The sequence below is a fragment of the Methylobacterium gregans genome, assembly GCF_022179245.1.
Classification (GTDB): domain Bacteria; phylum Pseudomonadota; class Alphaproteobacteria; order Rhizobiales; family Beijerinckiaceae; genus Methylobacterium; species Methylobacterium gregans.
Map to the genome: position 1 here is coordinate 12,430 of NZ_BPQM01000048.1, position 22,188 is coordinate 34,617.

At 68.3% G+C, this 22,188-nt stretch carries 21 protein-coding genes and 1 pseudogene; 15 read left to right on the plus strand and 7 right to left on the minus strand.

Translation table 11 applies throughout. The features are described 5' to 3' along the window. Positions 1 to 156: 156 nt before the first annotated feature. Positions 157 to 654, minus strand: coding sequence for a DUF427 domain-containing protein (locus tag MFF54_RS11025; protein ID WP_238302792.1), 498 nt, complete (start codon positions 652 to 654; stop codon positions 157 to 159). A gap of 291 nt (positions 655 to 945) precedes the next feature. Between MFF54_RS11025 and MFF54_RS11030 the strand changes: the two genes are divergently transcribed. Next, positions 946 to 2,046, plus strand: a complete 1,101-nt coding sequence (locus MFF54_RS11030; protein WP_238302793.1) for an acyltransferase family protein — start codon at positions 946 to 948, stop codon at positions 2,044 to 2,046. Positions 2,047 to 2,165: 119 nt separating this feature from the next. Here the strand turns inward: MFF54_RS11030 and MFF54_RS11035 are convergent, their stop codons facing one another. After that, positions 2,166 to 2,492: a glycosyltransferase family protein gene (locus MFF54_RS11035; RefSeq protein WP_238302796.1), complete on the minus strand. Its 327-nt coding sequence runs from the start codon at positions 2,490 to 2,492 to the stop codon at positions 2,166 to 2,168. A 277-nt stretch (positions 2,493 to 2,769) separates the two neighbouring features. Between MFF54_RS11035 and MFF54_RS11040 the strand changes: the two genes are divergently transcribed. Together MFF54_RS11040 and MFF54_RS11045 are read left to right on the plus strand one after the other, a co-directional pair. After that, the gene (locus tag MFF54_RS11040) at positions 2,770 to 3,813 is read left to right on the plus strand and encodes a GlxA family transcriptional regulator (RefSeq protein WP_238302808.1); all 1,044 of its coding nucleotides are present in this window, start codon (positions 2,770 to 2,772) and stop codon (positions 3,811 to 3,813) included. Beyond that, positions 3,810 to 4,517, plus strand: coding sequence for a DJ-1/PfpI family protein (locus tag MFF54_RS11045; protein ID WP_238302810.1), 708 nt, complete (start codon positions 3,810 to 3,812; stop codon positions 4,515 to 4,517). The genes MFF54_RS11040 and MFF54_RS11045 overlap by 4 nt, the downstream gene beginning before the upstream one ends. Before the next feature lie 25 nt (positions 4,518 to 4,542). Here the strand turns inward: MFF54_RS11045 and MFF54_RS11050 are convergent, their stop codons facing one another. Beyond that, the gene (locus MFF54_RS11050; protein ID WP_238302812.1) at positions 4,543 to 5,499 is read right to left on the minus strand and encodes a LysR family transcriptional regulator; all 957 of its coding nucleotides are present in this window, start codon (positions 5,497 to 5,499) and stop codon (positions 4,543 to 4,545) included. Positions 5,500 to 5,633: 134 nt separating this feature from the next. Between MFF54_RS11050 and MFF54_RS11055 the strand changes: the two genes are divergently transcribed. The 5 genes from MFF54_RS11055 to MFF54_RS11075 are packed head-to-tail and all read left to right on the plus strand — an operon-like array spanning position 5,634 to position 11,515. Further along, on the plus strand, positions 5,634 to 6,656 hold the full coding sequence (locus tag MFF54_RS11055) for a carbon-nitrogen hydrolase family protein (RefSeq protein ID WP_238302814.1): 1,023 nt from the start codon (positions 5,634 to 5,636) through the stop codon (positions 6,654 to 6,656). A gap of 45 nt (positions 6,657 to 6,701) precedes the next feature. Next, a complete protein-coding gene (locus MFF54_RS11060; RefSeq protein WP_238302816.1) occupies positions 6,702 to 8,030 on the plus strand; it encodes a substrate-binding protein in 1,329 nt (442 codons plus the stop codon). An 8-nt stretch (positions 8,031 to 8,038) separates the two neighbouring features. Further along, positions 8,039 to 8,914, plus strand: a complete 876-nt coding sequence (locus tag MFF54_RS11065) for a branched-chain amino acid ABC transporter permease (RefSeq protein ID WP_238302817.1) — start codon at positions 8,039 to 8,041, stop codon at positions 8,912 to 8,914. Beyond that, positions 8,914 to 10,824, plus strand: a complete 1,911-nt coding sequence (locus MFF54_RS11070; protein WP_238302819.1) for a branched-chain amino acid ABC transporter ATP-binding protein/permease — start codon at positions 8,914 to 8,916, stop codon at positions 10,822 to 10,824. The genes MFF54_RS11065 and MFF54_RS11070 overlap by 1 nt, the downstream gene beginning before the upstream one ends. Then, positions 10,811 to 11,515, plus strand: coding sequence for an ABC transporter ATP-binding protein (locus tag MFF54_RS11075; protein WP_238302821.1), 705 nt, complete (start codon positions 10,811 to 10,813; stop codon positions 11,513 to 11,515). The genes MFF54_RS11070 and MFF54_RS11075 overlap by 14 nt, the downstream gene beginning before the upstream one ends. Positions 11,516 to 11,540: 25 nt before the next feature. Here MFF54_RS11075 and MFF54_RS11080 read toward each other — a convergent pair whose 3' ends face one another. After that, on the minus strand, positions 11,541 to 12,431 hold the full coding sequence (locus MFF54_RS11080) for a LysR family transcriptional regulator (RefSeq protein WP_238302822.1): 891 nt from the start codon (positions 12,429 to 12,431) through the stop codon (positions 11,541 to 11,543). A 79-nt stretch (positions 12,432 to 12,510) separates the two neighbouring features. Between MFF54_RS11080 and MFF54_RS11085 the strand changes: the two genes are divergently transcribed. The 7 genes from MFF54_RS11085 to MFF54_RS11115 all read left to right on the plus strand — a co-directional run bounded on the left by MFF54_RS11085 (position 12,511) and on the right by MFF54_RS11115 (position 18,242). Continuing rightward, positions 12,511 to 13,128: a pyridoxamine 5'-phosphate oxidase family protein gene (locus MFF54_RS11085; RefSeq protein ID WP_238302824.1), complete on the plus strand. Its 618-nt coding sequence runs from the start codon at positions 12,511 to 12,513 to the stop codon at positions 13,126 to 13,128. Beyond that, on the plus strand, positions 13,125 to 13,559 hold the full coding sequence (locus MFF54_RS11090; protein ID WP_238302826.1) for a VOC family protein: 435 nt from the start codon (positions 13,125 to 13,127) through the stop codon (positions 13,557 to 13,559). The genes MFF54_RS11085 and MFF54_RS11090 overlap by 4 nt, the downstream gene beginning before the upstream one ends. A 368-nt stretch (positions 13,560 to 13,927) precedes the next feature. Continuing rightward, complete coding sequence (locus MFF54_RS27785; protein ID WP_370880307.1) at positions 13,928 to 14,137, plus strand: LuxR C-terminal-related transcriptional regulator; 210 nt, start codon at positions 13,928 to 13,930, stop codon at positions 14,135 to 14,137. 265 nt (positions 14,138 to 14,402) lie between these two features. Continuing rightward, complete coding sequence (locus MFF54_RS11100; RefSeq protein WP_238302828.1) at positions 14,403 to 15,110, plus strand: SRPBCC family protein; 708 nt, start codon at positions 14,403 to 14,405, stop codon at positions 15,108 to 15,110. A 12-nt stretch (positions 15,111 to 15,122) separates the two neighbouring features. Further along, on the plus strand, positions 15,123 to 16,292 hold the full coding sequence (locus MFF54_RS11105; RefSeq protein WP_238302830.1) for a zinc-dependent alcohol dehydrogenase: 1,170 nt from the start codon (positions 15,123 to 15,125) through the stop codon (positions 16,290 to 16,292). A 475-nt stretch (positions 16,293 to 16,767) separates the two neighbouring features. Next, complete coding sequence (locus tag MFF54_RS11110; protein ID WP_238302832.1) at positions 16,768 to 17,343, plus strand: type 1 glutamine amidotransferase domain-containing protein; 576 nt, start codon at positions 16,768 to 16,770, stop codon at positions 17,341 to 17,343. A gap of 59 nt (positions 17,344 to 17,402) precedes the next feature. Next, a complete protein-coding gene (locus MFF54_RS11115; RefSeq protein ID WP_238302833.1) occupies positions 17,403 to 18,242 on the plus strand; it encodes an aldo/keto reductase in 840 nt (279 codons plus the stop codon). 330 nt (positions 18,243 to 18,572) lie between these two features. Here the strand turns inward: MFF54_RS11115 and MFF54_RS11120 are convergent, their stop codons facing one another. The 3 genes and pseudogenes from MFF54_RS11120 to MFF54_RS11130 all read right to left on the minus strand — a co-directional run bounded on the left by MFF54_RS11120 (position 18,573) and on the right by MFF54_RS11130 (position 21,997). Then, on the minus strand, positions 18,573 to 19,406 hold the full coding sequence (locus MFF54_RS11120) for an outer membrane protein (RefSeq protein WP_238302834.1): 834 nt from the start codon (positions 19,404 to 19,406) through the stop codon (positions 18,573 to 18,575). Positions 19,407 to 19,614: 208 nt separating this feature from the next. Next, positions 19,615 to 20,343, minus strand: a pseudogene (locus MFF54_RS11125) (IS5 family transposase); the annotation flags it as partial. Positions 20,344 to 20,992: 649 nt separating this feature from the next. Further along, positions 20,993 to 21,997 (minus strand): LysR family transcriptional regulator, encoded by a 1,005-nt coding sequence (locus MFF54_RS11130; RefSeq protein ID WP_238302835.1) that lies wholly within the window; start codon positions 21,995 to 21,997, stop codon positions 20,993 to 20,995. Between the last annotated feature and the right edge of the window lie 191 nt (positions 21,998 to 22,188).

Below are 22,188 nucleotides of genomic sequence, written 5' to 3' on the forward strand. Positions count from 1 at the left end.
CCCGATGAGGCCTCGCGCGCGTGAAACGCCGTCAGGCCTCCCCAGTTCCGCGCGCAGCACGCCTTTTCCAGGTACGGGTCGTTCGGTTCTGCAGGCCCCCGGGCGATCGAAGCGCCCGCGCTGAGCCTGGTCGACACAACCCATCGGGACGGGCCCTCACCAACCCATCGTGCCGGGTTCGCCCTTGAACGGACCGACGACCCGGCTCGTGACCCAGCCGCCATAGAAGCCGCCTGGCTGCGGGGCGACGCGCTCCTCGCCGACGAAGCAGGCATCCATCGGACCGGCGTAGAAGGCGACGTGGTCGGCGAGCGCGGCGAACGGCTCAGTCGGCTTCGGATAGACCCACGCAACCCGCTCTGCGCGCCGCTGCGGCCCGACGACATCGAAGTAGGCGGCGCGGCCCTTCCATTCACAGACGCTGCCGCCGCCAGCCGGAGCAAGCGCACCGGGGAGGATATCGCCCGGGTGCAGGTAGTAGGTCGGCGGATGGCTCGTCTCGAGCACGCGCCAGCCTCGCACCGTGTCGGCGATGGTGACGCCCTCGAAGATCACCCTCAGGCGCTCCGGCACCGGTTCCAAGCGCGGCGGGCGCGGGTAGTCCCACACGCTCTCCTGACCGGGACTGGTCGGCAAGGGGATGGGTCGTCTCATTCTCTGGGTCCGGTCGATGAGAGCAGTCGGACTGCAAGGTGGGGCCTCTCGGCCTCCATCGGGGAAACTCGCAGAGGCAGACCATGGCTCACACGCGGGAGGCTACGCCGAGGCCGGCACGGAGTCCCTGTCGCCGCGGACTCGTCGATGGTGCCGATCTGTCACAGGAGCTGCCCAACGAGCGGCGTCAGAACGTAAACTCCCCACGCGCCTCGAACCAATGGCATACCAAGAGGGCCGACCCCGGCGGAGCGATCAAGCTGTGACGTTGCGCCCTGGAGCTCCGATGCCGTGACACCGCTGCAGCAGAACCCGGACGACGAGCGCCGGGCCAACAATTTCGGCCTGGTCCGGCTCGTGTTTGCCGCTCTCGTGGTGCTGTCACATGCCCCAGAGCTCATCGACGGCAACCGCTCACGCGAGCCGCTCACCAAAGTGTTCGGCACCCTGTCGCTCGGTGAGCTTGCCGTCGATGGCTTCTTCCTGGTGAGCGGCTATCTGATCACCAGAAGCTATCTCAACACCCGCCCCTTCTCGGCCTATCTGATGAAGCGCGCGGTGCGGATCTATCCAGGCTTTCTCGTCGCCTCGCTCGTCTGCATCGTCCTCGTCGCGCCGTTCGCCGGGGGCGATCTCTCGGCGGTCTCGGTCCTGCAGTGCTGCGCCAGGGCAATGCTGCTCCTGATGCCAGTGGTGCCGGGTGCCTTTGCTGAACTACCGTTCCCGTACTTGAATGGGTCGATGTGGACCATCCCGTGCGAGTTCGGCTGTTACCTGCTCCTGTCCCTTGCCAACGATGCGCGCGCATTGCGGCGGCCTGGACGGTCCGTTCTTCTCCTCGCGGGGCTCGCAGGTCTCTACGTCCTGCGCTGGTTCTTTTTGCCGATCGGCGCGCCCGGCTCCCTGCTTGGCACCCTATCGGAGCTGATCCGGCTGACCTTCGTGTTCTTCTGCGGGAGCGCCTTCTACCTGTTCCGGGACCGCATCAGCTACACGCGGCGCGGCGCCCTCATCGCGGCCCTGATGCTCCTGCCGCTGATGTTCAGCCCTCCGCTCGCTGAGCCCGCCTTTGCGGCATTTGGCGGGTACCTGATCTTCTGGTTCACCTTTGCGGTACGCCCCGCGCCTGTCAGCCTCGCCCTCAACAGGGCAGATCCCTCTTACGGCCTCTACCTGTACGCCTTTCCGGTGCAGAACCTCCTGGTGCTGCATGTGCCGGGCCTCTCACCCTGGTCGAACAGCACGGTCGCGCTGATCGTCGCGGGTTTCCTCGGCGTCCTCAGTTGGTACGCAGTCGAGCGGCCAGCCCTGCGTCAGCAGGAACTGGTGCGGCGCGTATGCCGGCGTGCGGCGACAGCTCTCCTGCCGGCAGCGCGGCCCACACAGGCGTGAGCCGGCGCCCGGTCCGGGACGGCTTCGTCGTTCGGACCGCTGCATTGCGGGCGCATCCTCAACAGGACGAAGAGCAACAGGAGCGTCTCGGGATCCTTTCCCCGAGCGGCAGCTCAGACCTATGCCCTGACGCGGCGGGCGAAATCGAGGATCCGCTCGGCGATACCTCGCCACGACTTCGCCTCGGCGAACGCGCGCATCTCGGCGCCGCCCGTCTCTCGATACAGGGCAGCCGCCCTGACGGCCGCAGGAAAAATGTCCTGCACCCGGTAGGGAAAGGCGAAGGGCAGGCCAAGCCTGCACAGTTCCGCGCTCGCCTTGTAGACGACCGGCAGGCGGGCCGCCGCATACTCGTAGAGCTTCATCGGGCTGCGGGCCGCGTTGAACGGGCGGTCGCTCAGCGGGAGCAGGCCGGGACCCGCGCGGCGGCAGAGGGTTTCCCTCACTGTCTTTCTCGACGAGGGCGCCCGGATCTGCACCGGGCATCGGATTACCGGCCCTGGTCATGGGCTCACCTTCGTCGTGGTGGCGGATGTGAAAGTCGCGGGCCGCGTCCCCACTCCTGCTGCGCTTCATGCGACGCGCGAGCAGATCAAGTCAGGCCATGACGGTCTGCAAAGCTCGACCTTCGCCGCACATGGCGCGCGGAGAAAGGCGGCGAAGGCAGAATGCGAGGGAACTACGACGTTGTGACCCCATCAGGCGAGTGCGAGGATCCGGGCCATGTCACCGCTCGCCCGACCGCCGCGCCGCGTCCTGATCCTCGCCGCTGCGCCGGCACAGCTTCTCGACATTGCGGGGCCGGCCGAGATCCTGACACAGGCCAACCGCCTCGGTGGTGGGGGACTCTATCATCTCGCCTGCCATATCGTGCCGGAGCCGGGATCGCCGGCGACCACCGCGGGGCTCGCGCTCGGCTCGACCATCGAGGTGTCGGACCTTGAGGCTTGGCCCACGCTCGACACACTCATCGTCGCGGGTGGAGAGGGAGCGCGCCGCCGCTGCGGCGAGCCAGTCGTCCGCGACCTCACGCGCCGCTTGGCGAGCCGGGCGCGGCGGGTCGTCGGGGTCTGCACCGGCGCGTTCATCCTAGCCTCGGCCGGCTGCCTTGACGGGCGCCGCGTCACCACGCACTGGCGCTGGGGCGAAGCGCTCGCGAGCGCCCATCCGGGGATCACCGTCGATCCCGAGCCGATCTTCGTCCACGACGACGGCGTCTGGACTTCGGCCGGAATCACCGCAGGGCTTGATCTCACCCTTGCCCTGGTCGAGGCCGATCATGGCCATGCCTTGGCGCTCGCGGTCGCGCGCGAGTTGGTCATGTTCCTACGGCGGCCCGGCGGCCAGAAGCAGTTCAGCCCGCATCTCGCCGCACAGACCAGCCTGTCCACCCGGCTCGCCGACCTCGTCCCGTGGATGAGCGAGAACCTGCACCGGCCGCTGCGGGTGGAGACGCTTGCCGCGCGCGTCGGCCTGAGCCCGCGCCAGTTCGCCCGCGCCTTCCGCGCCGAGACAGGCACGACACCCGCCCGCCTGCTGGAGCGGCTCCGGGTCGAGGCGGCACGCCGGATGCTGGAAGCCGAAGGGAGCAGCCTCGCGGCGGTCGCCGCGCTCTGCGGCTTCGGGGCCGACGAGACCATGCGGCGTGCCTTCCTGCGCCAGGTCGGCGTGCCTCCCGGCGACTACCGCAACCGCTTCCGCGCCGAGCGGCGCCTGTCCCAGCCAGAATCCCAGCGGGCATTCATCGAGAGGAGTCTTCACGCATGATCGACCCCGAGCGTCACCTTCGGATCGGCTCGCTCCTCTTCGAGGGGCTCGACCAGATCGATCTGACCGGCCCCTTCGAGGTGCTGGCCCGGATCCCGAACGCGACCTACCGGATCTACGCACCGGACCGGGAGCCGGTGCGCGACGTGCGCGGCCTCAGGCTCAGCCCGGACGCGACATTGGCGGAGGCACCGCAGCTCGACCTGATCCACGTACCCGGTGGCTACGGCCAGGAGGCGCTGATGGAGGACGAGGCCGTGCTGGGCTGGATCCGGGATCAGGCCGCGGGGGCCCTGTGCGTGTTCTCCGTCTGCACCGGTGCGCTGGTCTGTGGCGCGGCCGGCCTGCTGAAGGGCCGGCGGGCGACCACGCACTGGAGCGCGCATCACCTGCTCCCCCTGTTCGGAGCGACTGCCGTGGATGCCCGGGTGGTTGTGGACGGCGACATGATCTCCGCGGCCGGCGTCACGGCCGGGATCGACGGGGCGCTCACCGCAGCGGCACATCTGCGCGGCGCGGAGGCCGCGCAGGTCATCCAGCTCTACATGGAATACGCCCCGGAGCCGCCCTTCGATGCCGGCACGCCCGACCGTGCATCGGAGGCCGTGCTGACCCAGGCCCGCGCGGGCGCGGCTGAGATCACGGCCCGGCGCGAGGTCACCGCACGCCGTGTCGCGGCCCGGCTCGGGCTCTCGAGGACCTGATCCGCGCGATCCTCTGGGGCGCAGCTCAGTGCATGGCCTCGGCGAGGCTGCGGCGGCAATGGGCCGGGCCCGCCTGCATCCCGATCTGCATCGACGGGTCGGCGCGGAACAGCGCCGTCAGGAAACCGACCACCGCCCGGATCCGCGGCGCGAATTGCAGGTCCGTGTGCACGTTGAGCCAGAGATCGCGCGTGGTCGCGGCGAGCGCGGGCAGCACGGGCACGAGGTCGTCGCGTCCGTTCACGGCGAAGCTCGGCAGCAGCACCAGCCCGAGCCCTCCGACAGCAGCCTGCTTCTGCGCGATCATGCTGGTCGAGTGGAACACCGTGCGGCGCTCGCGCGCGACGTCGTCGAGCCAGCGCACGCAATCCACCTGGATCAGGTCGTCGATGTAGGAAATGAAGGCGTGCTGGCGGAGGTCGTCGAGGCTCTGCGGCATTCCGGCCCGCGCGAGGTAGGCGGGCGCGCCATAGAGGCCGAGCCGGAACCGGCCGACCTGCTCCGAGACGAGGCCCTGGCCGGGCGGCCTGAAGAAGCTCAGGAAGAGGTCTGCCTCGCGCCGGTTGACGTAGACGGTCTGCGCAGAGGTCACGAGCTCGACCGTCAAGTCGGCGAAGCGCTCGCGCAGGCCGACGAAGCGCTCGGCGAGGTAGAGCGAGGCGATCCCCTCCATCGTGGCGATCCGCACCCGGCCGCAGGCCTGGCCGGAGGTGGGCGAGACCTCCTCGCGCAGTGCGATCACCGCGCTTTCGGCTCGCTCCGCGTGGCCGAGCAGGCGTTGGCCCGCCTCGCTCAGCCGCAGGCCCGAGGGCACGCGCTCGAACAGGGCGAGCCCCAATGCGGCCTCCAGATGGGCTAGGCGCCGGCTCACCGTCGACTGGTCGACCCGCAGCCGCTTGGCAGCCCCGGCCAGGCTGCCGCCGCGGGCGGCGTTGAGGAAGACCTTCAGGTCGTCCCAGTCGAGCAGGTCGAGCGAGCGCATGGGAAATGCCCGGCAAGATTCGCGCCAAGGTTGAGGGCGCAAGCATCCTGCACGATGTCCGCAAGTGGCCTTGCAGATTTCTCGACTTCGCCGGCCAGCACCCGTCGGTAAGCTGCCTCACGAAAAGGTGAGTCATGCTTCCACGCTTCAAAGCCGCCGCTGTTCACGCGAGCCCCGTCTTCCTCGATGCGGCCGCCACGACCGAGAAGGCCGTCTCGCTCATCCGGGAGGCGGCGCGCGCCGGAGCCGGCCTCGTCGCCTTCCCGGAGACCTTCATCCCGGCCTTCCCAGTCTGGGCAGCGCTCTCGGCTCCGATCGACAACCACGACCTGTTCGCCCGCATGTGCGCGGAGTCGGTGCGCGTTGACGGGCCGGAGGTGGCGCGGATCCGGGAAGCGGCGCGGGCCGCCGGGATCGTCGTCTCGCTCGGCATCAGCGAGCGCTCGCCCGCGAGCCTCGGCTGCCTGTGGAACAGCAACCTACTGATCGGCGCGGACGGCAGCCTGCTCAACCACCATCGCAAGCTGGTGCCGACCTTCTACGAGAAGCTGGTCTGGGCGGCGGGCGACGGGGCCGGCCTGCGCGTGGTGGAGACTACGGTCGGGCGCATCGGGCAGCTCATCTGCGGCGAGAACACCAACCCGCTCGCCCGCTACAGCCTGATGGCCCAGGGCGAGCAGCTGCACATCTCATCCTGGCCCCCGGTCTGGCCGACGCGCCGGCCGAAGGGCGGCGGCAACTACGACATCGTGGCGGCCAACCGCATCCGCACCGCGGCCCACTGCTTCGAGGCGAAGGTGTTCGGGCTCGCGACCGCGGGCCTGCTCGATAAGGCGGCCTTCGACCTCCTCGCGGCCCACGATCCCGCCGCCGCCGAGGTTCTGGAGGGCACGCCGCGCCCGGCGAGCTTCTTCCTCGACCCGACCGGCGCACAGATCGGCGAGGCGCTCCTCGATGAGGGCATTCTCTACGCCGAGATCGACCTCAACGCCTGCGTCGAGCCCAAGCAGTTCCACGACGTCGTCGGCTACTACAACCGGTTCGACGTGTTCGATCTCGCGGTGAACCGCCGCCGTCTCGAACCCGCGCAGTTCCGCGACGGTCCGGCGCCTGCCCGACCGACCGATCCGACTCCGTCCGAGGCCGATGGCGCGTGACTTGCCCGATCCGATCCCGCTGAGCACCCGAACAGGAGTCGTTCCATGTCCCTGGCCAAGTCCCTGGACCGCCGTAGGCTGCTGCTCGGAGGGGCCGCCGGGCTCCTTCTGCCGGGGCTGGGACGCGGCGCCCTCGCCGAGAGTCCGGCCCGGATCGGTACCTTCCCCGACGGCGTGAGCGCAGACTCCGTCTTCGTCGGGCTCAACATGCCGCTCACGGGCGTCTTCTCGGGCGACGGCAGCGACCTGAAGCTCGGCTACGAGCTGGCGATTGCCCAGATCAACGCGGGCGGCGAGATCCCGGCCGTCTGGGGCCTCAAGGGCAAAGGCGTTCTCGGGCGGCAGATCCGGCACAAGGTCGCCGACACCGAGGGCAAGCCCAACGTCGCGGTTCAGGCCGCCACCCAGTTCATCCAGCGCGACAAGGCGATCCTGTTCCAGGGCTCGGTGAGTTCCGCCGAGGCCATCGCGCTGGAGGAATTGGCCTCCCGTGACAAGGTCCTCTACATGGTCGGCATCGCCGGCTCGAACGACGTCACCGGCAAGAACTGCCAGCGCTACGGCTTCCGCTCGCAGCAGAACGCCTACATGGCAGCCAAGGCGCTGGCCCCCGTGGTCGCCAAGGCGCTCGGCACAAAGCTCAAGGCCGCCTTCCTGGTGCCGGACTACACCTACGGCCAAACGGTCTACGATTCCTTCGCGAAGTTCACCAAGGAACAAGGCTGGACGCAGGTTCTGAAGGAGACCGTGCCGCTCGGCACGGCCGATTACAGCTCGGCGCTGCTCAACATCGCCAACAGCGGCGCCGACGTCTTCGTGAACATCTGCTTCGGCTCGGACGCCGTCGCCTCGACCAAGCAGGCCGAGCAGTTCGGCATTCTCTCGAGCATGAAGCTCGTGGTGCCGAACCTCTCGGCCTTCCAGGACAAGGAGGTCGGCCCAGAGCTGATGCAGGGCGTCTACGGCTCCTGCGACTTCTGGTGGACGATGCAGGACCGCGCCCCCCTCGCCAAGCGTTTCGTCGAGAGCTTCGAGCAGAAGAACCGCTACAAGCCCCGCTGGGGCGCGCATATCGGCTACCTGCAGACCTATCTTTGGGCGCTCTCGGTCGAGCGGGCGAACAGCTTCAACCCGGTCGATGTGATCAAGGTCATGGAGTCCTCGAAGGCTCAGCCTTACGAGACTACGATCGGCAAGGTCTATTACCGCGCCGAGGACCACCAGATGGTCCGGCCGATCCCGATCCTGCGCGGCAAGGCCCCAAAGGCCATGACGGGCCCGGAGGATTACTACGAGCTGCTCGACCTCGTGGACGGCGAGAGCGTGATGAACCCGCCCGACCTGTTCGGGTGCCGGCTCGGCTCCTACACCTGAGGCGCGCGATGCCGAGCACCGCCGCGCTCCTCTCGCAGGCCTTCAACGGCCTCGCCCTCGGCAGCCTGCTTGCGCTCGTCGCCAGCGGTCTCACCATCATCCTGGGCACGCTCGGTGTGCTCAACTTCGCCCACGGTGCCCTCTTTGCGGTCGGCGCCTACACCGCCTTCGTGATGATGCAGGCAACCCACTCCTTCGTGCTGGCGCTGCTCGGCGGCTCGGCCGTGATGCTGATCGTTGGCTTCGCGATGGAGCGGCTCGTCATCCGGCACTTCTACGCCCGGCCCGACGAGGACCAGATCCTCGTGACCTACGGCATCGGCATCGTGCTGGTGGAGGGCCTGCGAGCCTATTTCGGCGGCAACAGCCAGCGGGTGCCGGTACCGTCCTGGGGCGTCGGCGCGACGAAGCTCGGCTTCATGATCTACCCGACCTACCGCCTGCAACTCATCGGCATCGTCGCCGCGCTGCTCGTCGGCCTCTACCTCGTGCTCTACCGGACCTCGGTCGGGCTCGTAGTGCGGGCCGGCATCGAGAATGCCGGCATGGTCGGCATCCTCGGCATCGACGTGCGGCGCACCTTCCTGTTCGTCTTCGCGGTCGGCATCGTCGCGGTGGGGCTCGCCGGCATGCTCTACGCGCCGGTCGTCGCGGTGACGCCCGACATGGGCGCGAGCTTCATGGTGCAGTCCTTCGTGGTGATTGTGCTGGGCGGGCTCGGCTCCTTCCCGGGCGCGGTGATCGGGGGACTGATCGCGGGCGAGATCATCAGCCTGACGAGCGCCTTCGATTCCGCCTACTCGGAGGTGATGCTCTACGGGTTGATGGCCCTCGTCCTGGTGGCGCGTCCGCAGGGGCTGTTCGGCACGGAGGGGCGGGTCTGATGCGCCGCCTCGATCCGCGCGCCCACTTGGTCGAACTCGCGCTGCTCGCCGTCCTCGCCGTGGCACCCGTGCTGCTGCCGCCGCTCGGCTTCTCGCACGATCTCCTCAGCCGCGCGCTCAACTGGGCCCTGTTCGGGCTCGGGCTCGACATCCTGTTCGGGCTCGCCGGTCTCCTCTCGTTCGGGCAGGCCGCCTTCTACGGGATGGGCGGGTTCGTGGCCGCCTACCTGCTGGTCTCCGGCACGATTCAGAGCGTCTGGCTCGCGCTCCTGGTCGGCACAGTCTCGGCAGGCGTGCTCGGCCTTGCGGTCGGCTGGCTCGCAGTGCGGCGCATCGGCATCTACTTCGCCATGATCACCCTGGCCTTCGGCCAGATGGCCTACTTCATCGAGAACGGGCCGCTCTCGGACTATACGGGCGGGGAGAACGGTATCGCGGGCGTACCCGTGCCGGTGCTGGGCTTCGGGACCTACGCCGTGCGCATCACCGCGGGCCTGCCGATGTATGCGCTGCTGGCCGCGGCCTTCTTCCTCGGCTTCGTCCTGGCGCGGCGCATCGCCCGCTCGCCGGTCGGCCTGATCCTCAGGGCCGTGAAAGAGAATACCGGCCGTGTGGCGATGCTCGGCCACGACGTCCCGGCCTACAAGCTCGCGGCCTTCGCCATCGCGGCGCTCTACGCGGGGCTCGCCGGGGCGATGCTCGGTCCCTTCCAGAGCTACATGCCGCCCGACGCCTTCGCGCTGGAGACCTCGGGCCAACTGGTCGTGCAGACGATCGTGGGCGGCGTCGGCACCCTGGTCGGCCCGCTCGTCGGCGCCGCTCTCTGGCTCTGGCTGCGCGACAACCTCCAGCTCATCCCGGGCTTCGGCCCCTTGTGGAAGCTCGTCCTCGGCCTCGCCTTCATCGGCCTCGTCATGGGCCTGCGCCGGGGGATCTGCGGCGAGATCCTGCACCGCTGGCGCGTCCGCCGCGACGCGGCGGCCCTGCGCATGGCTCGGGCCCGCACCGCGGCGATCGAGGCCGCGGGTGGCACGCCTGCCACACCCGCTACCCCAGTTGCCGCAGAGGTCGCCCTGGCCATTCCCCGCCCGGCGATCGACGGGCGGGCAGCGGAGGCCGAGATCGCGCTTGAGGCGCAGGGGCTCGCCCGGCACTACGGCGGCCTGAAGGCGGTCGACGGCGTCAGCTTCCGGGTGCGGCGCGGCTCGATCCACGCGGTGATCGGTCCGAACGGGGCCGGCAAGAGCACGCTGTTCAAGATGCTCTCCGACGAGGTCGCGCCGAGCGCGGGCGCCGTCCTGCTGTTCGGCTCGCCCTTGACCGGCTCGGGGGTGAGCCGCGCCGCCCAGCGCGGCGTCGCCAAGAGCAACCAGCTCAACCAGCTCTTCCTTGGGCTCAGCGTGCAGGAGAATCTACGGGTCGCGGCCCTCTCCCGCTCGCGGGGCCGCTTCCGCCTCGACCTGCTGCGTCCGGCGGACGGCCGGCCCGAGGTCGAGGCGCAGGTCGCGGCGATGCTCACCGTCCTCGACCTCACGGAGCGCGCCGACACCCCGGCCAGCGTCCTGGCCTACGGCGAGAAGCGCCGGTTGGAGATCGGCATGGCGCTGGCCACCAGCCCGAACGTCCTTCTCCTCGACGAGCCGCTCGCCGGCATGAGCCTCTCGGAGCGGGCGGCGACCTGCGCGCTGATCCGGCGGATCGGCCGCTCCTGTACCGTGGTGCTGGTCGAGCACGACCTGGACGCGGTGTTCGGGCTGGCCGAACGGATCACGGTGTTGAGCGAGGGGCGTCTCCTCGCCGACGGTCCATCGGAGGCGGTGCGCCGGGACCCGGCCGTGCAGAAGGCCTATCTCGGCGCCGTGCAGGCGGACGCGGCCGAGACGCGGGAGAGCACCCATGAGCCTGCTTGAGGTCGAGGGTATCGACGCCCTCTACGGCGATTCCCACGTTCTGTTTGACGTCTCGCTGCGGGTCGAGCAGAACGAGGTCGTGGCGCTCCTCGGGCGCAACGGCGCTGGCAAGACGACGACCCTGCGCACGCTGATGGGCGTGCTCAAACCCCGCACAGGAGCGATCCGCCTCGCGGGCCTGCCGATCCACGGCCTGCCGCCCGCCCGCATCGCCCGCGCCGGCATGCAGCTCGTGCCGGAGGAGCGCGCCGTCTTCGGCGGCCTCACCGTCGAGGAGAACCTGCGCGTGGCCCGGCTCACCGCCGGGAAGCCCTGGCCGCTCGACCGGATCTGGGAGGTCTTCCCGCGCCTGAAGGAGCGCCGCGCCTCGCGCGGGCGAACGCTCTCGGGCGGTGAGCAGCAGATGCTCTCGATCGCCCGGGCGCTGATCCGCGACCCCACGCTCCTCCTGCTCGACGAGCCGTTCGAGGGGCTCGCCCCCCTGATCGTGCTCGATCTCGTGGCGCTGACCAGGCGGCTCGCCGCCGAGGGCCGCACCATCGTCATCGTCGAGCAGAACGTGTCGGCGGTGCTGGACCTCGCCGACCGGGTCTACGGCTTCAACAACGGCCACATCGTCTACGAGGGGCAGGCCGCCGACCTCCGGGCGAATCCAGCCCCGATGCGCGGCTTCATGGGGTTGGCCGCCTGAGGCGCGCCCGATCGGATACGGCGCCTCAGGCCCACGCCCCGGACCGTGCGCGCTCGCGCATGCCCTCGACGAGAAGGCGCAGGGCCGGCATCCGCGCGCGACCCGCATGGTAGAGCAGATGCACCGGAAGGGCCGGCGGCGCGTGGTCGTCCAGCACGCTCTCCAGCGTGCCGGCGGCGAGACCCGCTTCCGCCTGATAGCTCAGGACGTTCGCGATCCCGAGCCCGGCGGCTGCGGCGGAGAGCTGGGCGTCGACCGCGTTCACCGTCAGCCGCGCCGCGACCGGGATGCCGGCGGCGCGTCGGCCGAAGCGCCACTGGGCGCCGGCCCGGATGTTGTCGCCCGCGATCAGGTCGTGCCCGGCAAGGTCGCCGGGCGTGGCGGGCCGTCCACGTCTGGCCCAGTAGCCCGGGCTCGCGACGAGGACTTGGCGCACGGCGCCGACGGCGACGGCCCTGAGGCTGCTGTCCCGCAGCGGCCCGATCCGGACGGCCACGTCGATGCCCTCCTCCACGAGCCGGATGTTCCGGTCGAGCAGCATGAGCCGTGCGGTCATCGCCGGGTGCTCGGCGAGGAGCTCGATCACCACGGGCAGGACATGCAGGCGACCGAAGACGACCGGCGCCGTCACGTGCAGCTCGCCGCGCGGGGCTGATTGCCCACCCATCGCCGCATGCTCGGCCTCCCGCAGCTGGGCCAGGATTTCGCGGGCCCGCTCCAGCAGGGCCGCGCCCTCCTCCGTCAGCGCCACGCTGCGGGTCGAGCGGCGGAACAGCGCGACGCCGAGATGGCGTTCGAGTGCCGCGACGGCGCGCGTCACGGCCGGCGGCGACAGGCCGAGATGGCGGCCGGCTGCGGCGAAGCCGCCCCGCTCGGCAACCGCGACGAAGGTGCTGAGCGCCGCGAACCGGTCCATCGATCGTTCCATTCAGCGGAATTCTGAAGTCCGATCCTGGCCTGTTATCGCCGCTGCGTGAAGGGATTAGGTTTCCGCCATGCCCAACGCCTACTTTCACACCCTGTTCGGGGACGCGGCGCGCGCGCTCCAGATCCGTGCCGGCTCGCGGGCCAGCTATGCCCGTCGGGAGGAGTCCGCGCCGGGCGCACGGGATCCCCTGACGGAGCGGGAACTGAGCTTCCTCGCGGCACGCGACAGCCTCTACGTCGGCAGCGTCACGTCGGACGGCTGGCCCTACATCCAGCACCGCGGCGGCCCGCCCGGTTTCGTGCAATCCCTCGGCGACAACCGCATCGGCTTCGCCGACTACCCCGGCAACCGCCAGTTCATCTCGCGTGGCAACCTGAGCGAGGACGGGCGCGTGGCCCTCTTCGCCATGGACTACGCGGCGCGGCGGCGCCTCAAGCTCATCGGCCGGGCCCGCATCGTCACGACCGGTGACGATCCCGCTCTCGTCGCGCGGGTCTCGCATCCGGCGGCTCCGCGGGCCGAGGCCGCCTTCCTGATCGATGTCGCGGGCTTCGACTGGAACTGCCCCCAGTTCATCGAGCCGCGCTTCACGCGCGCCGACATCGCGCGGGAAGTCGGCCCGCTGCTCGCCGAGAACGCCAGCCTTCGCGCCGAACTCGCGCGCCTCAAGGGAGAAGCCGCATGACGAACGCTATGCCGAACGCCGTGCCGAACGCCGTGACGCGAGGGGTCCACCATGTCGGCCTCGCGGTGCCCGACCTGCCCGCGGCCGAACACTTCTTCGTGGAGGCGCTCGGCTGGTCCGTGGTCGGCGGCGTGCCGTCCTACCCGGCCGTCTTCGTCTCCGACGGCGCGACGATGGTGACGCTGTGGCGGGTCGCCGATCCCGGGGGCGCGGCGCCCTTCGACCGCCGCGCCCATGTCGGTCTACATCATCTCGCTCTCGGCGTTGCCGACCACGCCGCGCTGGCACTGGCCTACGAACGTGTCCGAGCGCATCCCGGCGTCATGATCGAGTTCGCGCCAGGTCCGATGCGGGAAGGCTCGTCTACGCATCATTTCATCTGCGCCATGCCGGGCGGGATCCGTCTCGAATTCGCGACCGTCTCGGGATGACCGGCACCGGCGCGTGCAGCAGGCACGAAGCACGGTGCCGGTCGGCGCGACGAACGGGCGGCATGCGGCCTCTCGATGCCGCTTTCAACTGCATGGGAAGGCGACGCAGCGGATTGCGGCAGCCTTTCTACATGATCTGGTCGCCGCCGTGCCATACACGATCCACACAGTGCTGACGGGTAACGGCATCCAGTTCGCCGACAACCACCGGGCGAACACGCTGAGTGGGTCGAAGCGCGGGTAGCAGAAGAAGTCGATGGTGCCGTTGGCGCACACCAGGGCGGTCGTGCGCAGGTTGCCGATGAGGCCGTGCCCCTCGATGTCCGCGTAGCCATGGTCACCTCTCGGATTCGCTGAAGTGACAACGCCTGGACAGCACTCAACTCTCAACTCGTGAGCGCGAAGTGCTTGAGGGCGTGCTTGGCGGAGGCACCAACAAGCTTATCGCCAAGAGGATGGGGATCAGTCCGCGCACGGTCGACGTTCGTCGTGAGCGCTTGATGGAGCGGCCCGGCGCCGAGACGCCGTCCCAGCTTTTGAAGATAGCTGCAACTGCCGGATTGAAGCCGTCAGATTGACGTGCCCGCCTGATCGCCCTGCGAGGCGTCAGAGATCCAGCGGATGACGTCGGCGCTGCGCGAAGCTTGCCGGCTCCCGCAGACAACGGGAACATCCTTAGGGACACCCCTTATCAAACCAAGCGACTCCAGCCGACGTTCTTCAACGGCAAGGTGGTTACCAAGGTGGTTGCGCTGTTCGGAGTCGTTCGCTCCGCATCCCAACACGCCGCCTGACCATCACGCGAGTCCGCACGTCGCAGCAATCTGACCAACGGGGTGACCCATGGCTGATCGATACGGCAACGTGAGAACGCGCGACCCAAAGGAGCATTATCGCGTTTCGGCCGGCTCGCGTGAGCACTCGGGGTCCGGCTTCGGCGGAGTCGGATGGGCGCTGGCGAGTGCAGCTGGCGTGGCTGCTCTTGCCGTCCTCGGCGCCCAGCAGCTCGCCAAGCCAAGTCGAGGGCGCACGAGAGAGACCGAAGCTGCAAACGGCTGGAGCGAGGAGCCCGAGGTCGAGTATTCCATCACCATCGAGCGCCCCGCCGACGAACTCTATCGGGCTTGGCGAGATCCGGCGACCCTGCCGTGCATCATGGCGTTCTTGGCCGAGATTCGCCCCACCGGAGACGGACAGAGCGAGTGGCGCGCCGACGGCCCGCTCGGCCAAAGCCGGGCCTGGGTCATGCAGATCAGTGAAGAGCGGCCTGACGAGTTGATCCGCGCAAGCTCGGGCGGCGCTGGCGCACTTGTCACCGAGTGCGAGGTCCGCTTCCGCGCGGCGCCCGGTGGTCGTGGCACGATCACCACGTTGCGCGTCCACTTCGATCCGCCCGGGGGCATGCTCGGCGACGTGGCCGCCCGCTTCTTCGATGGCGTCGTGCCGAAAGAGCTCGCGTCGAAAGCGCTGCACTTCTTCAAGAGCCTCGTCCTGACAGGTGAGATTCCCACCACCGATCGTCAGCCGGCGGCCCGGCACGATTCCCGCTGAGGAGCCTAGGTCATGCGCGCGCTCTACTGGAACGGCGTCAACGACCTGCGCGTCGGAAGCGTCAAGGATCCCGAGATCGTCAACCCTCGCGACGCCATCCTGAAGATCAGGTTATCGACCACCTGCGGCTCGGACCTGCATTTCATCGACGGCTACATCCCGACCATGAAGGCCGGCGACGTGATCGGCCACGAATTCATGGGCGAGGTCGTCGAGGTCGGGCCGGAGGTGAAACAGGTGAAGAAAGGCGACCGGGTCGTCGTCCCCTCGTTCATTGCCTGCGGTCAGTGCTGGTATTGCCAGCAGAAGCTCTTCTCGCTGTGCGACTGTACCCACCCGAAGCCGGAACTGCAGGAGCCGCTGCTCGGCTATCCAACCGCCGGCATCTACGGCTACACGCATGCCTTCGGCGGGTATGCGGGGTCGCACGCCGAGTATATCCGCGTGCCTCATGTCGACGTGGACTGCTTCAAAGTGCCCGACGGCGTCGCGGACGAGACGGCTTTGTTCCTCTCCGATGCCGCACCGACGGGCTACATGGGCGCCGACTTCTGCGGCATCCAGCCGGGCGACACGGTCGCGGTGTGGGGCTGCGGCGGCGTGGGCCTGATGGCGCAGCAGAGCGCGCGGCTGATGGGTGCCGAGCGGGTGATCGCGATCGACCGTTTCCCCGAGCGGCTGCGGATGGCGCGCGAGCACGCCGGCTCCGAGACGATCGACTACACACAAGCGCACAGCGTCCTGGAAGCCTTAAAGGAGATGACGGGCGGGCGCGGGCCAGACGCCTGCATCGACGCTGTCGGGATGGAGGCGCACGGCACCGGATCCCAATACGCCTACGACCGGGTGAAGCAGGCCTTGCGGCTGGAGACGGACCGCGCCCAGGCGCTCCGCGAGGCCGTCATGGCCTGCCGCAAGGGCGGCACGCTTTCGGTGCTCGGCGTCTACGGGCTGATCGACAAGTTCCCGATGGGCGTCATCATGAACAAGGGCATGACAGTGCGTACCGCCCAGCAGCACGGGCAGGCCTACATGGATCGGCTGCTCGCGCATGCGGAGAGGGGCGAGCTCAACCCGGCCTACCTCGCCACCCACCGCTTCTCGCTCGAGGACGGACCGCGCGGCTACGACATGTTCAAGCACAAGACGGACGGCTGCGTGCGCGCGGTATTCGCGCCGTAGCAGCTGCCGCCCGTCGCAAGCCTGCCCATGCCAATGGGGGGTGACCATGGCCAACTTCGCGGCCGCTGCATCCACCGCCCTCGCGCATCAAGGATGCCATGCTGATCTACGACTACGCGTGCGGAGGTTGCGGCCCATGTCGCAGTTCCAGGACCCGTGCGCCTGCCCGGAATGCGGGGCCGGGGCGTCGCGAACGCTGCTCAGAGCGCCCGCCATCACCGGCATGGCCCCGACCCGGCGCACCGCCCTCCCCTCGAACGAACATGATGTCAGCAGCCAACGTGCCACAAAGGCGCGCCATCCCACCGGCTGCGGCTGTTGCGTGCGCCGGTGGCCGATCCCGAGCGCACTGTCCTTGAGCGGCGGCCACGTCTTCTCCTCGAACAGCCCGGTGCGTCTGAGCGGGCAGTGAGCACCATCCCACAAGAGCCGCTTCCATCGAAGAACCCAATCCTTGTCGAACGGAGGCACGAACATGGCTTCTGTAACCCTCAATGGCCTGAACGTCGCGATTCTGGTGACGGACGGTTTCGAGCAGGTCGAGATGACCGAGCCGCGCAACGCGCTCGACGCGTCAGGCGCCGAGACCCAGCTCGTGTCGCCTAAGGACGGCCAAGTGAAGGCCTGGAAGTTCACAGAATGGGGCGACACGTTCCCGGTGGACATGCCACTCGACAGTGCCCGGCCCGAAAATTTCGACGCTCTCCTACTGCCGGGCGGCGTCATCAACCCCGACAAGCTCCGTACGCTGCCCGACGCGGTCGCGTTCGTGAAGGCCTTCTTCGACGCTGGCAAGCCCGTGGCCTCGATCTGCCACGGCCCTTGGACCATCATCGAGGCGGGTGCCGCCCGCGGACGGCGCCTGACCTCCTGGCCGTCGCTGAAGACCGACCTCAAGAACGCCGGGGCAGAGTGGGTCGATCAACAGGTCGGCGTCGATCAGGGCCTAGCCACGAGCCGCCAGCCCGACGACATCCCAGCCTTCAACCCGGAGGTGCTCAACCTGTTCGCGAGCGCACGCAGGCAATTGCGACAGACAGCGGCCGAGTGAGATCCGCTGACCCAGCCGGCGCTGCGAAGCGCGCGCCTTCTTCGCCAGGAGAGGAGAGCATGGAACGACGCTCATTCGGTCCTGTACCGCGCGAGGTTGCGGTGATCGGCCAGGGAACTTGGTACATCGACGACGCGCACCGGCCGACCGCGGTCGCTGGCCTGCGCCGCGGCCTTGATCTCGGCATGACCCACATCGACACCGCCGAGATGTACGGCGACGCCGAGACCGTCGTTGGCGAGGCGATCACCGGACGGCGCGACGAGCTTTTCCTTGTCTCCAAGGTCCTTCCCAACAACGCCTCGCGTGCCGGAACCGTGGCGGCTTGCGAGCGCTCGCTCGCGCGCCTGCGCACCGACAGACTGGACTGCTACCTCCTGCACTGGCCTGGCTCGCACCCGCTCGATGACACCTTTGCCGGCTTCGAGCGGCTCCGCGAGCAGGGCAAGATCCTGTCTTGGGGGGTTAGCAACTTCGACGTCGCCGATCTCGACGTCGCGTGGAAAGCTGGGGGCGAGGGCCGCATCGCTTGCAACCAGGTACTCTACCACCTTGAGGAGCGCGCGATCGAGCACGCCGTAGCGCCCTGGTGTGAGGAGCATGGGATCGCCGTAGTCGCCTACAGCCCATTCGGCCATGGCAGCTTCCCCGGCCCGCGCACGCCGGGCGGCCACGTTTTGGAGGACATCGCATCAAACCACGGCGCGACCGCGCGCCAAGTGGCGCTCCGCTTCCTGGTGCGGCGGTCGTCTTCCTTCACGATCCCCAAGGCGTCGAGCCCCGAGCACGCCGCCGACAACGCGGGCGCCGGCGCGCTCTCCCTAACGGAAGCCGAGCTCGCCCGGCTTGACACGGCGTTCCCACTTGGTCCGCGGCCGCGTCGGCTTCCCATGCTGTAGGCCAGTGATGCTCGCTTGGCCAGAGCAGGCGTCGCCGTGCTGTGCCCCCGTGGCATGGTGCCGTGCAGTCACGCCGCTCCGCACCGCAACGCTGCCGCCCACTCGGGACTGACCGCCAAAGCACGGTGGACTTCATCAGAAGAGGCGATGGTGAGATGGCCAGCAACGTATCGCGGGGAACCACAGGCATGTCAGGTCATATCGCCCCCCTTCCCCACTACGCTTGACTCTGGGAAAGCAGAAACACCCTGGGAACCGAATCCCCAGGGCGTTCCTTGGCTCAGCAGGCCAGTTTGATCGGGCTGGGGATGCTCGAGCCAACCAGTCGGCTCAATATGAGCCGAATTTGTAGTTTACGCCGGCGCGAACGACGGCAAATTCGTCGTCGCGTTGACCGACGGCATTGAAGACGACTGGGGTGTTGGTCGCGTTGCTGATGATAAAGGCGCCCTGGCCACGGGTCCCGCGGTCGAGGCTTACATACAGACCCTCGATCTTGAATGTCACAGCCGACGAGCGGAAGAAGTTCAGAAACGAGTCGTTCGCCAGCGCCCACTCGACGCCACCACCAGCTGCCCAGCCAGTACGAAAATCGTCGTTTCCGTTGAAGCCGCCAAAGGAGCGATCCGTGCTACCCGAACCGTAGGCGAAGCCACCGGTGCCGTACACAAGGATGCGATCGAAGGCGTAGCCGAGGCGGCCGCGCACGGTGCCGAAGAAGTCGAGGCTCGACAGGCCCCGCGGGTCGACCACCGAGAAGCCAGCAGCGAGCGGACCGCCGGTAATTACCGCGGCGCGGCGATCCCGACCGAAATCGAGGTACTGCGCATCGGCCTCGATGCCGAACACGACGCCCGAGCCGGGGGTAAGCTGCCAATTATAGCCGATCTGACCGCCGCCGGTGAAACCGTCCTGGCTGTCGTTGCGGAACGTGGCAATTGTGCCGGCCGGCGCGAAAGGAGGACCGATGACGAAGGCGTTGCCCTGCTGGCGGCCCGTGTCGAAGGCGTAGCCGACGTTGAAGCCGGCGTAGAAGCCTGTCCAGGTGAAGACTGGAACCGGGGTGAAGACCGGCGGGGGCTCGGCACGCCGCGGAAGATCGGCAGCAGCAGCGACGGCAGTCATGCCGGCGAGAACGGTTGATGCAAGAAGAAGCTTTCTCATGATTCTGATCCCACACTCCCATCACCGGGATGGCGCGAACAGCCAAGACAAAAGCAGCGTGCCTCGATAGTGCAGCAAAACAACACAGTGAATTATCAGCAAAATTGTGGCAGATATTTGATTCACATATGAGAGTTATGGCGCTTGCATCAACCCCATCAGCTAGAGAACTTAATTTTTGCTATATGCGACGGGCCGCTAGAGGCTGTCATGAACTGGCTACCAGTAAGGCGGCCTTTTTGAGCATGAGGCAGACAAAGGCGACGATGTGTAGGTCGGCCACCGTGGTGGCATAGAGCTCGTAGTCTCTGACGAGCCGGCGGAAGCGGGTGGCCCAGGCAAAGGAGCGCTGCACGACCCAGCGCCGGGGCAGCAGCACAAAGCCGCGCTTAGCCTCGGGCAGCTTCACCACCTCCAGTTCGATGCCGTGTCGGCGCGCAGCTGCGGCCGGTGTCTGGCCGGTGTAGTTCTGATCGACGAAGGCGACCTCGACGCTGTCGCCGGTGGCCGCCTGCACGGCCTTGGCCAGACGCTCGACCTGGGCACGGTCATCGGCGTTGGCCGGCGTGACGTGCAGGGCCAGGAGATGGCCGAGCGTATCCACCGCCATGTGCAGCTTCGAGCCCTGCTTGCGCTTGGCCCCGTCGTAGCCGGCCCGCTCGCCGCTCTCAGGCAACGCTCGCAGCGTCCGGCTGTCGAGGATGGCCGCCGACGGCTCGGCCTCGCGCCCGGCCGCCAGGCGCAGCACGGCGCAAAGGTCCTCGGCCAGTTGCTCAAAGCGACCCGCGGACAGCCAGCGTTGCGCCTGCTGGTAGACCGCCGCCTAAGGCGGCAGGTCGTGGGGCATCCAGCGCCACGGCGCGCCCGTCTTCACCACGTAGCGCAACCCGTTGAACACCTCCCGCAACGGGTGCGTTCGCTGGCCCGCGTTCTCACGGGGTCAGATCATCTGGGGGTTAGGGCAGGGCACTTTTCAGCCGTGGCGGCGCCCTCCCCTACCGTGCGGATAGCTTATCTGCAGCGTTGACGCTCTCCAACGCAGCCTCGCCCTAAAGTAGCAACGTGTCGGCGGGATTAGCGTTTGCCCCGCCGTCGAGAGCGCACAATGGCCAGATCGGCGCCCGCACCAGGAGAAGGTCATTGCACCGAAATGGTGACTCCGAGCTGAGGTGCTTCCAGTCGGGATACAACACCATCTGCTGATCCTTTCGGTTCTCTGCCCACTACCCCGCAATCCGCCCAGTGCCCTACCCTCCCCCACGTAATGAGGACGCGGGCCATCACGGCAACCGGAAACTCGGCCTGGTTGTCTCTCATGAACCGGAAGGCCCCAACGGCAGGACCCCGGTCTCGCGCGCGAACCAGACCGTAGCCGATCCGATGTTCGGCCGGGGGTAATCACGAGTCCGGAACCGGCCTCCTCCAGCGCGGCGAGTTGGTCGTCACGGCCGGGAGTTGCAGAGTGTGAACGACTGATGGGCGTAACGCCGCGACTGGCCGGTCTCTTTCGCCCATAACCCCGAGATTGTCCGGAGAACGGTCACGCTGATCACAGCACTCTGACGAGCTTTTCCGATGCGCCTCTGTCAGCCTGGTCCCGCCTCGCCGAGGCCGAGCCTGGGACAGCGCAGGGCAGTTCCGACACGCGGCTGCAGCTTGGCCAGCGCCGAAGCCTCGAACAGGCCGAGATCCGCGCTCGTGACCAGCGCTTGCATCATCTCGTCCTCCATGAAGGCGATGAAGGCGCGGACCCGGCGGGGCTGATGCAGGCGCGCCGGGTAGACGATGCGGACCCATCGGTCTGTCCCGCCCCACCATTCCGGCAGGATGCGCACGAGGCCTCCCGCACGTACGTCGTCGACCACATCCCAGGCCGCCTTCATCGCGATGCCCAGATCTGCCAGCGCGCCGACGTGGCAGATCTCGCCATCATTGCCGCCGGCTACCGAGCGTATCGAGACCTCAACCGACTCCTCACCGCGCCAAAGCCGCCACTGGGTCGGTGGCGGATCGCCCACCGTCAAACAGGCATGCTTGGTCAGATCGAACGGATCTCGCGGTGTGCCGGCCTCTGCGAGATAGGCCGGAGAGGCGCAGAGAACGCGTGCGTCGGGCACGAGAGGACGGGCGATGAGGCGGCTGTCGGCCAAAGGGGCCTGCCTCATGGCCAGGTCGATGCGGCGCTCCACGAGATCGAGAACGTCGTCGCTGGTCAGAATCTGGACTGAGATGTTGGGATAGAGGGCGAGGAAGCGTTGCAGGCGCGGCGGGATCTGCCGCTGCGCGAAGGCGGCCGTGGCCGTCACGCGGACGATCCCGCTGTGGCCGTCACCGCAGACCTCCTCCGCCGCCTGGATGGCATCCAGGGCCAGCCGGCAGCGTCCAAGGAATTCCTGGCCCTCCTCGGTCAGGCCGAGCTGACGCGTGGTCCGCTGGAGCAGGCGGACGCCGAGCTGCGCCTCCAGGCGTTTGAGACGCTTGGAAACCAGGGTGAGCGAGACGTCGAGTTCCTGTGCGGCCCGCGACAGGCTGCCCGCGCGCACGATGGCGTCGAAGACGCGAAGATCGTCAATGCTGTCGAGCCGCCCCATCCCCTGCATTAGAGCGTTTTCGGGCTGAGCTGAATCGGACGTGCTGGGTTCACGCAGCGGTGTAGGGCTGCTTCAATGTACGCTCCCGATGAGGAGCAAGGCATGGGCCGACCCTACAGCCAGGACCTACGCGAACGCGTCGTTGACGCGGCCGGGGCGACGTCGCGTCGACAGGCGGCCGCGCGCTTCGG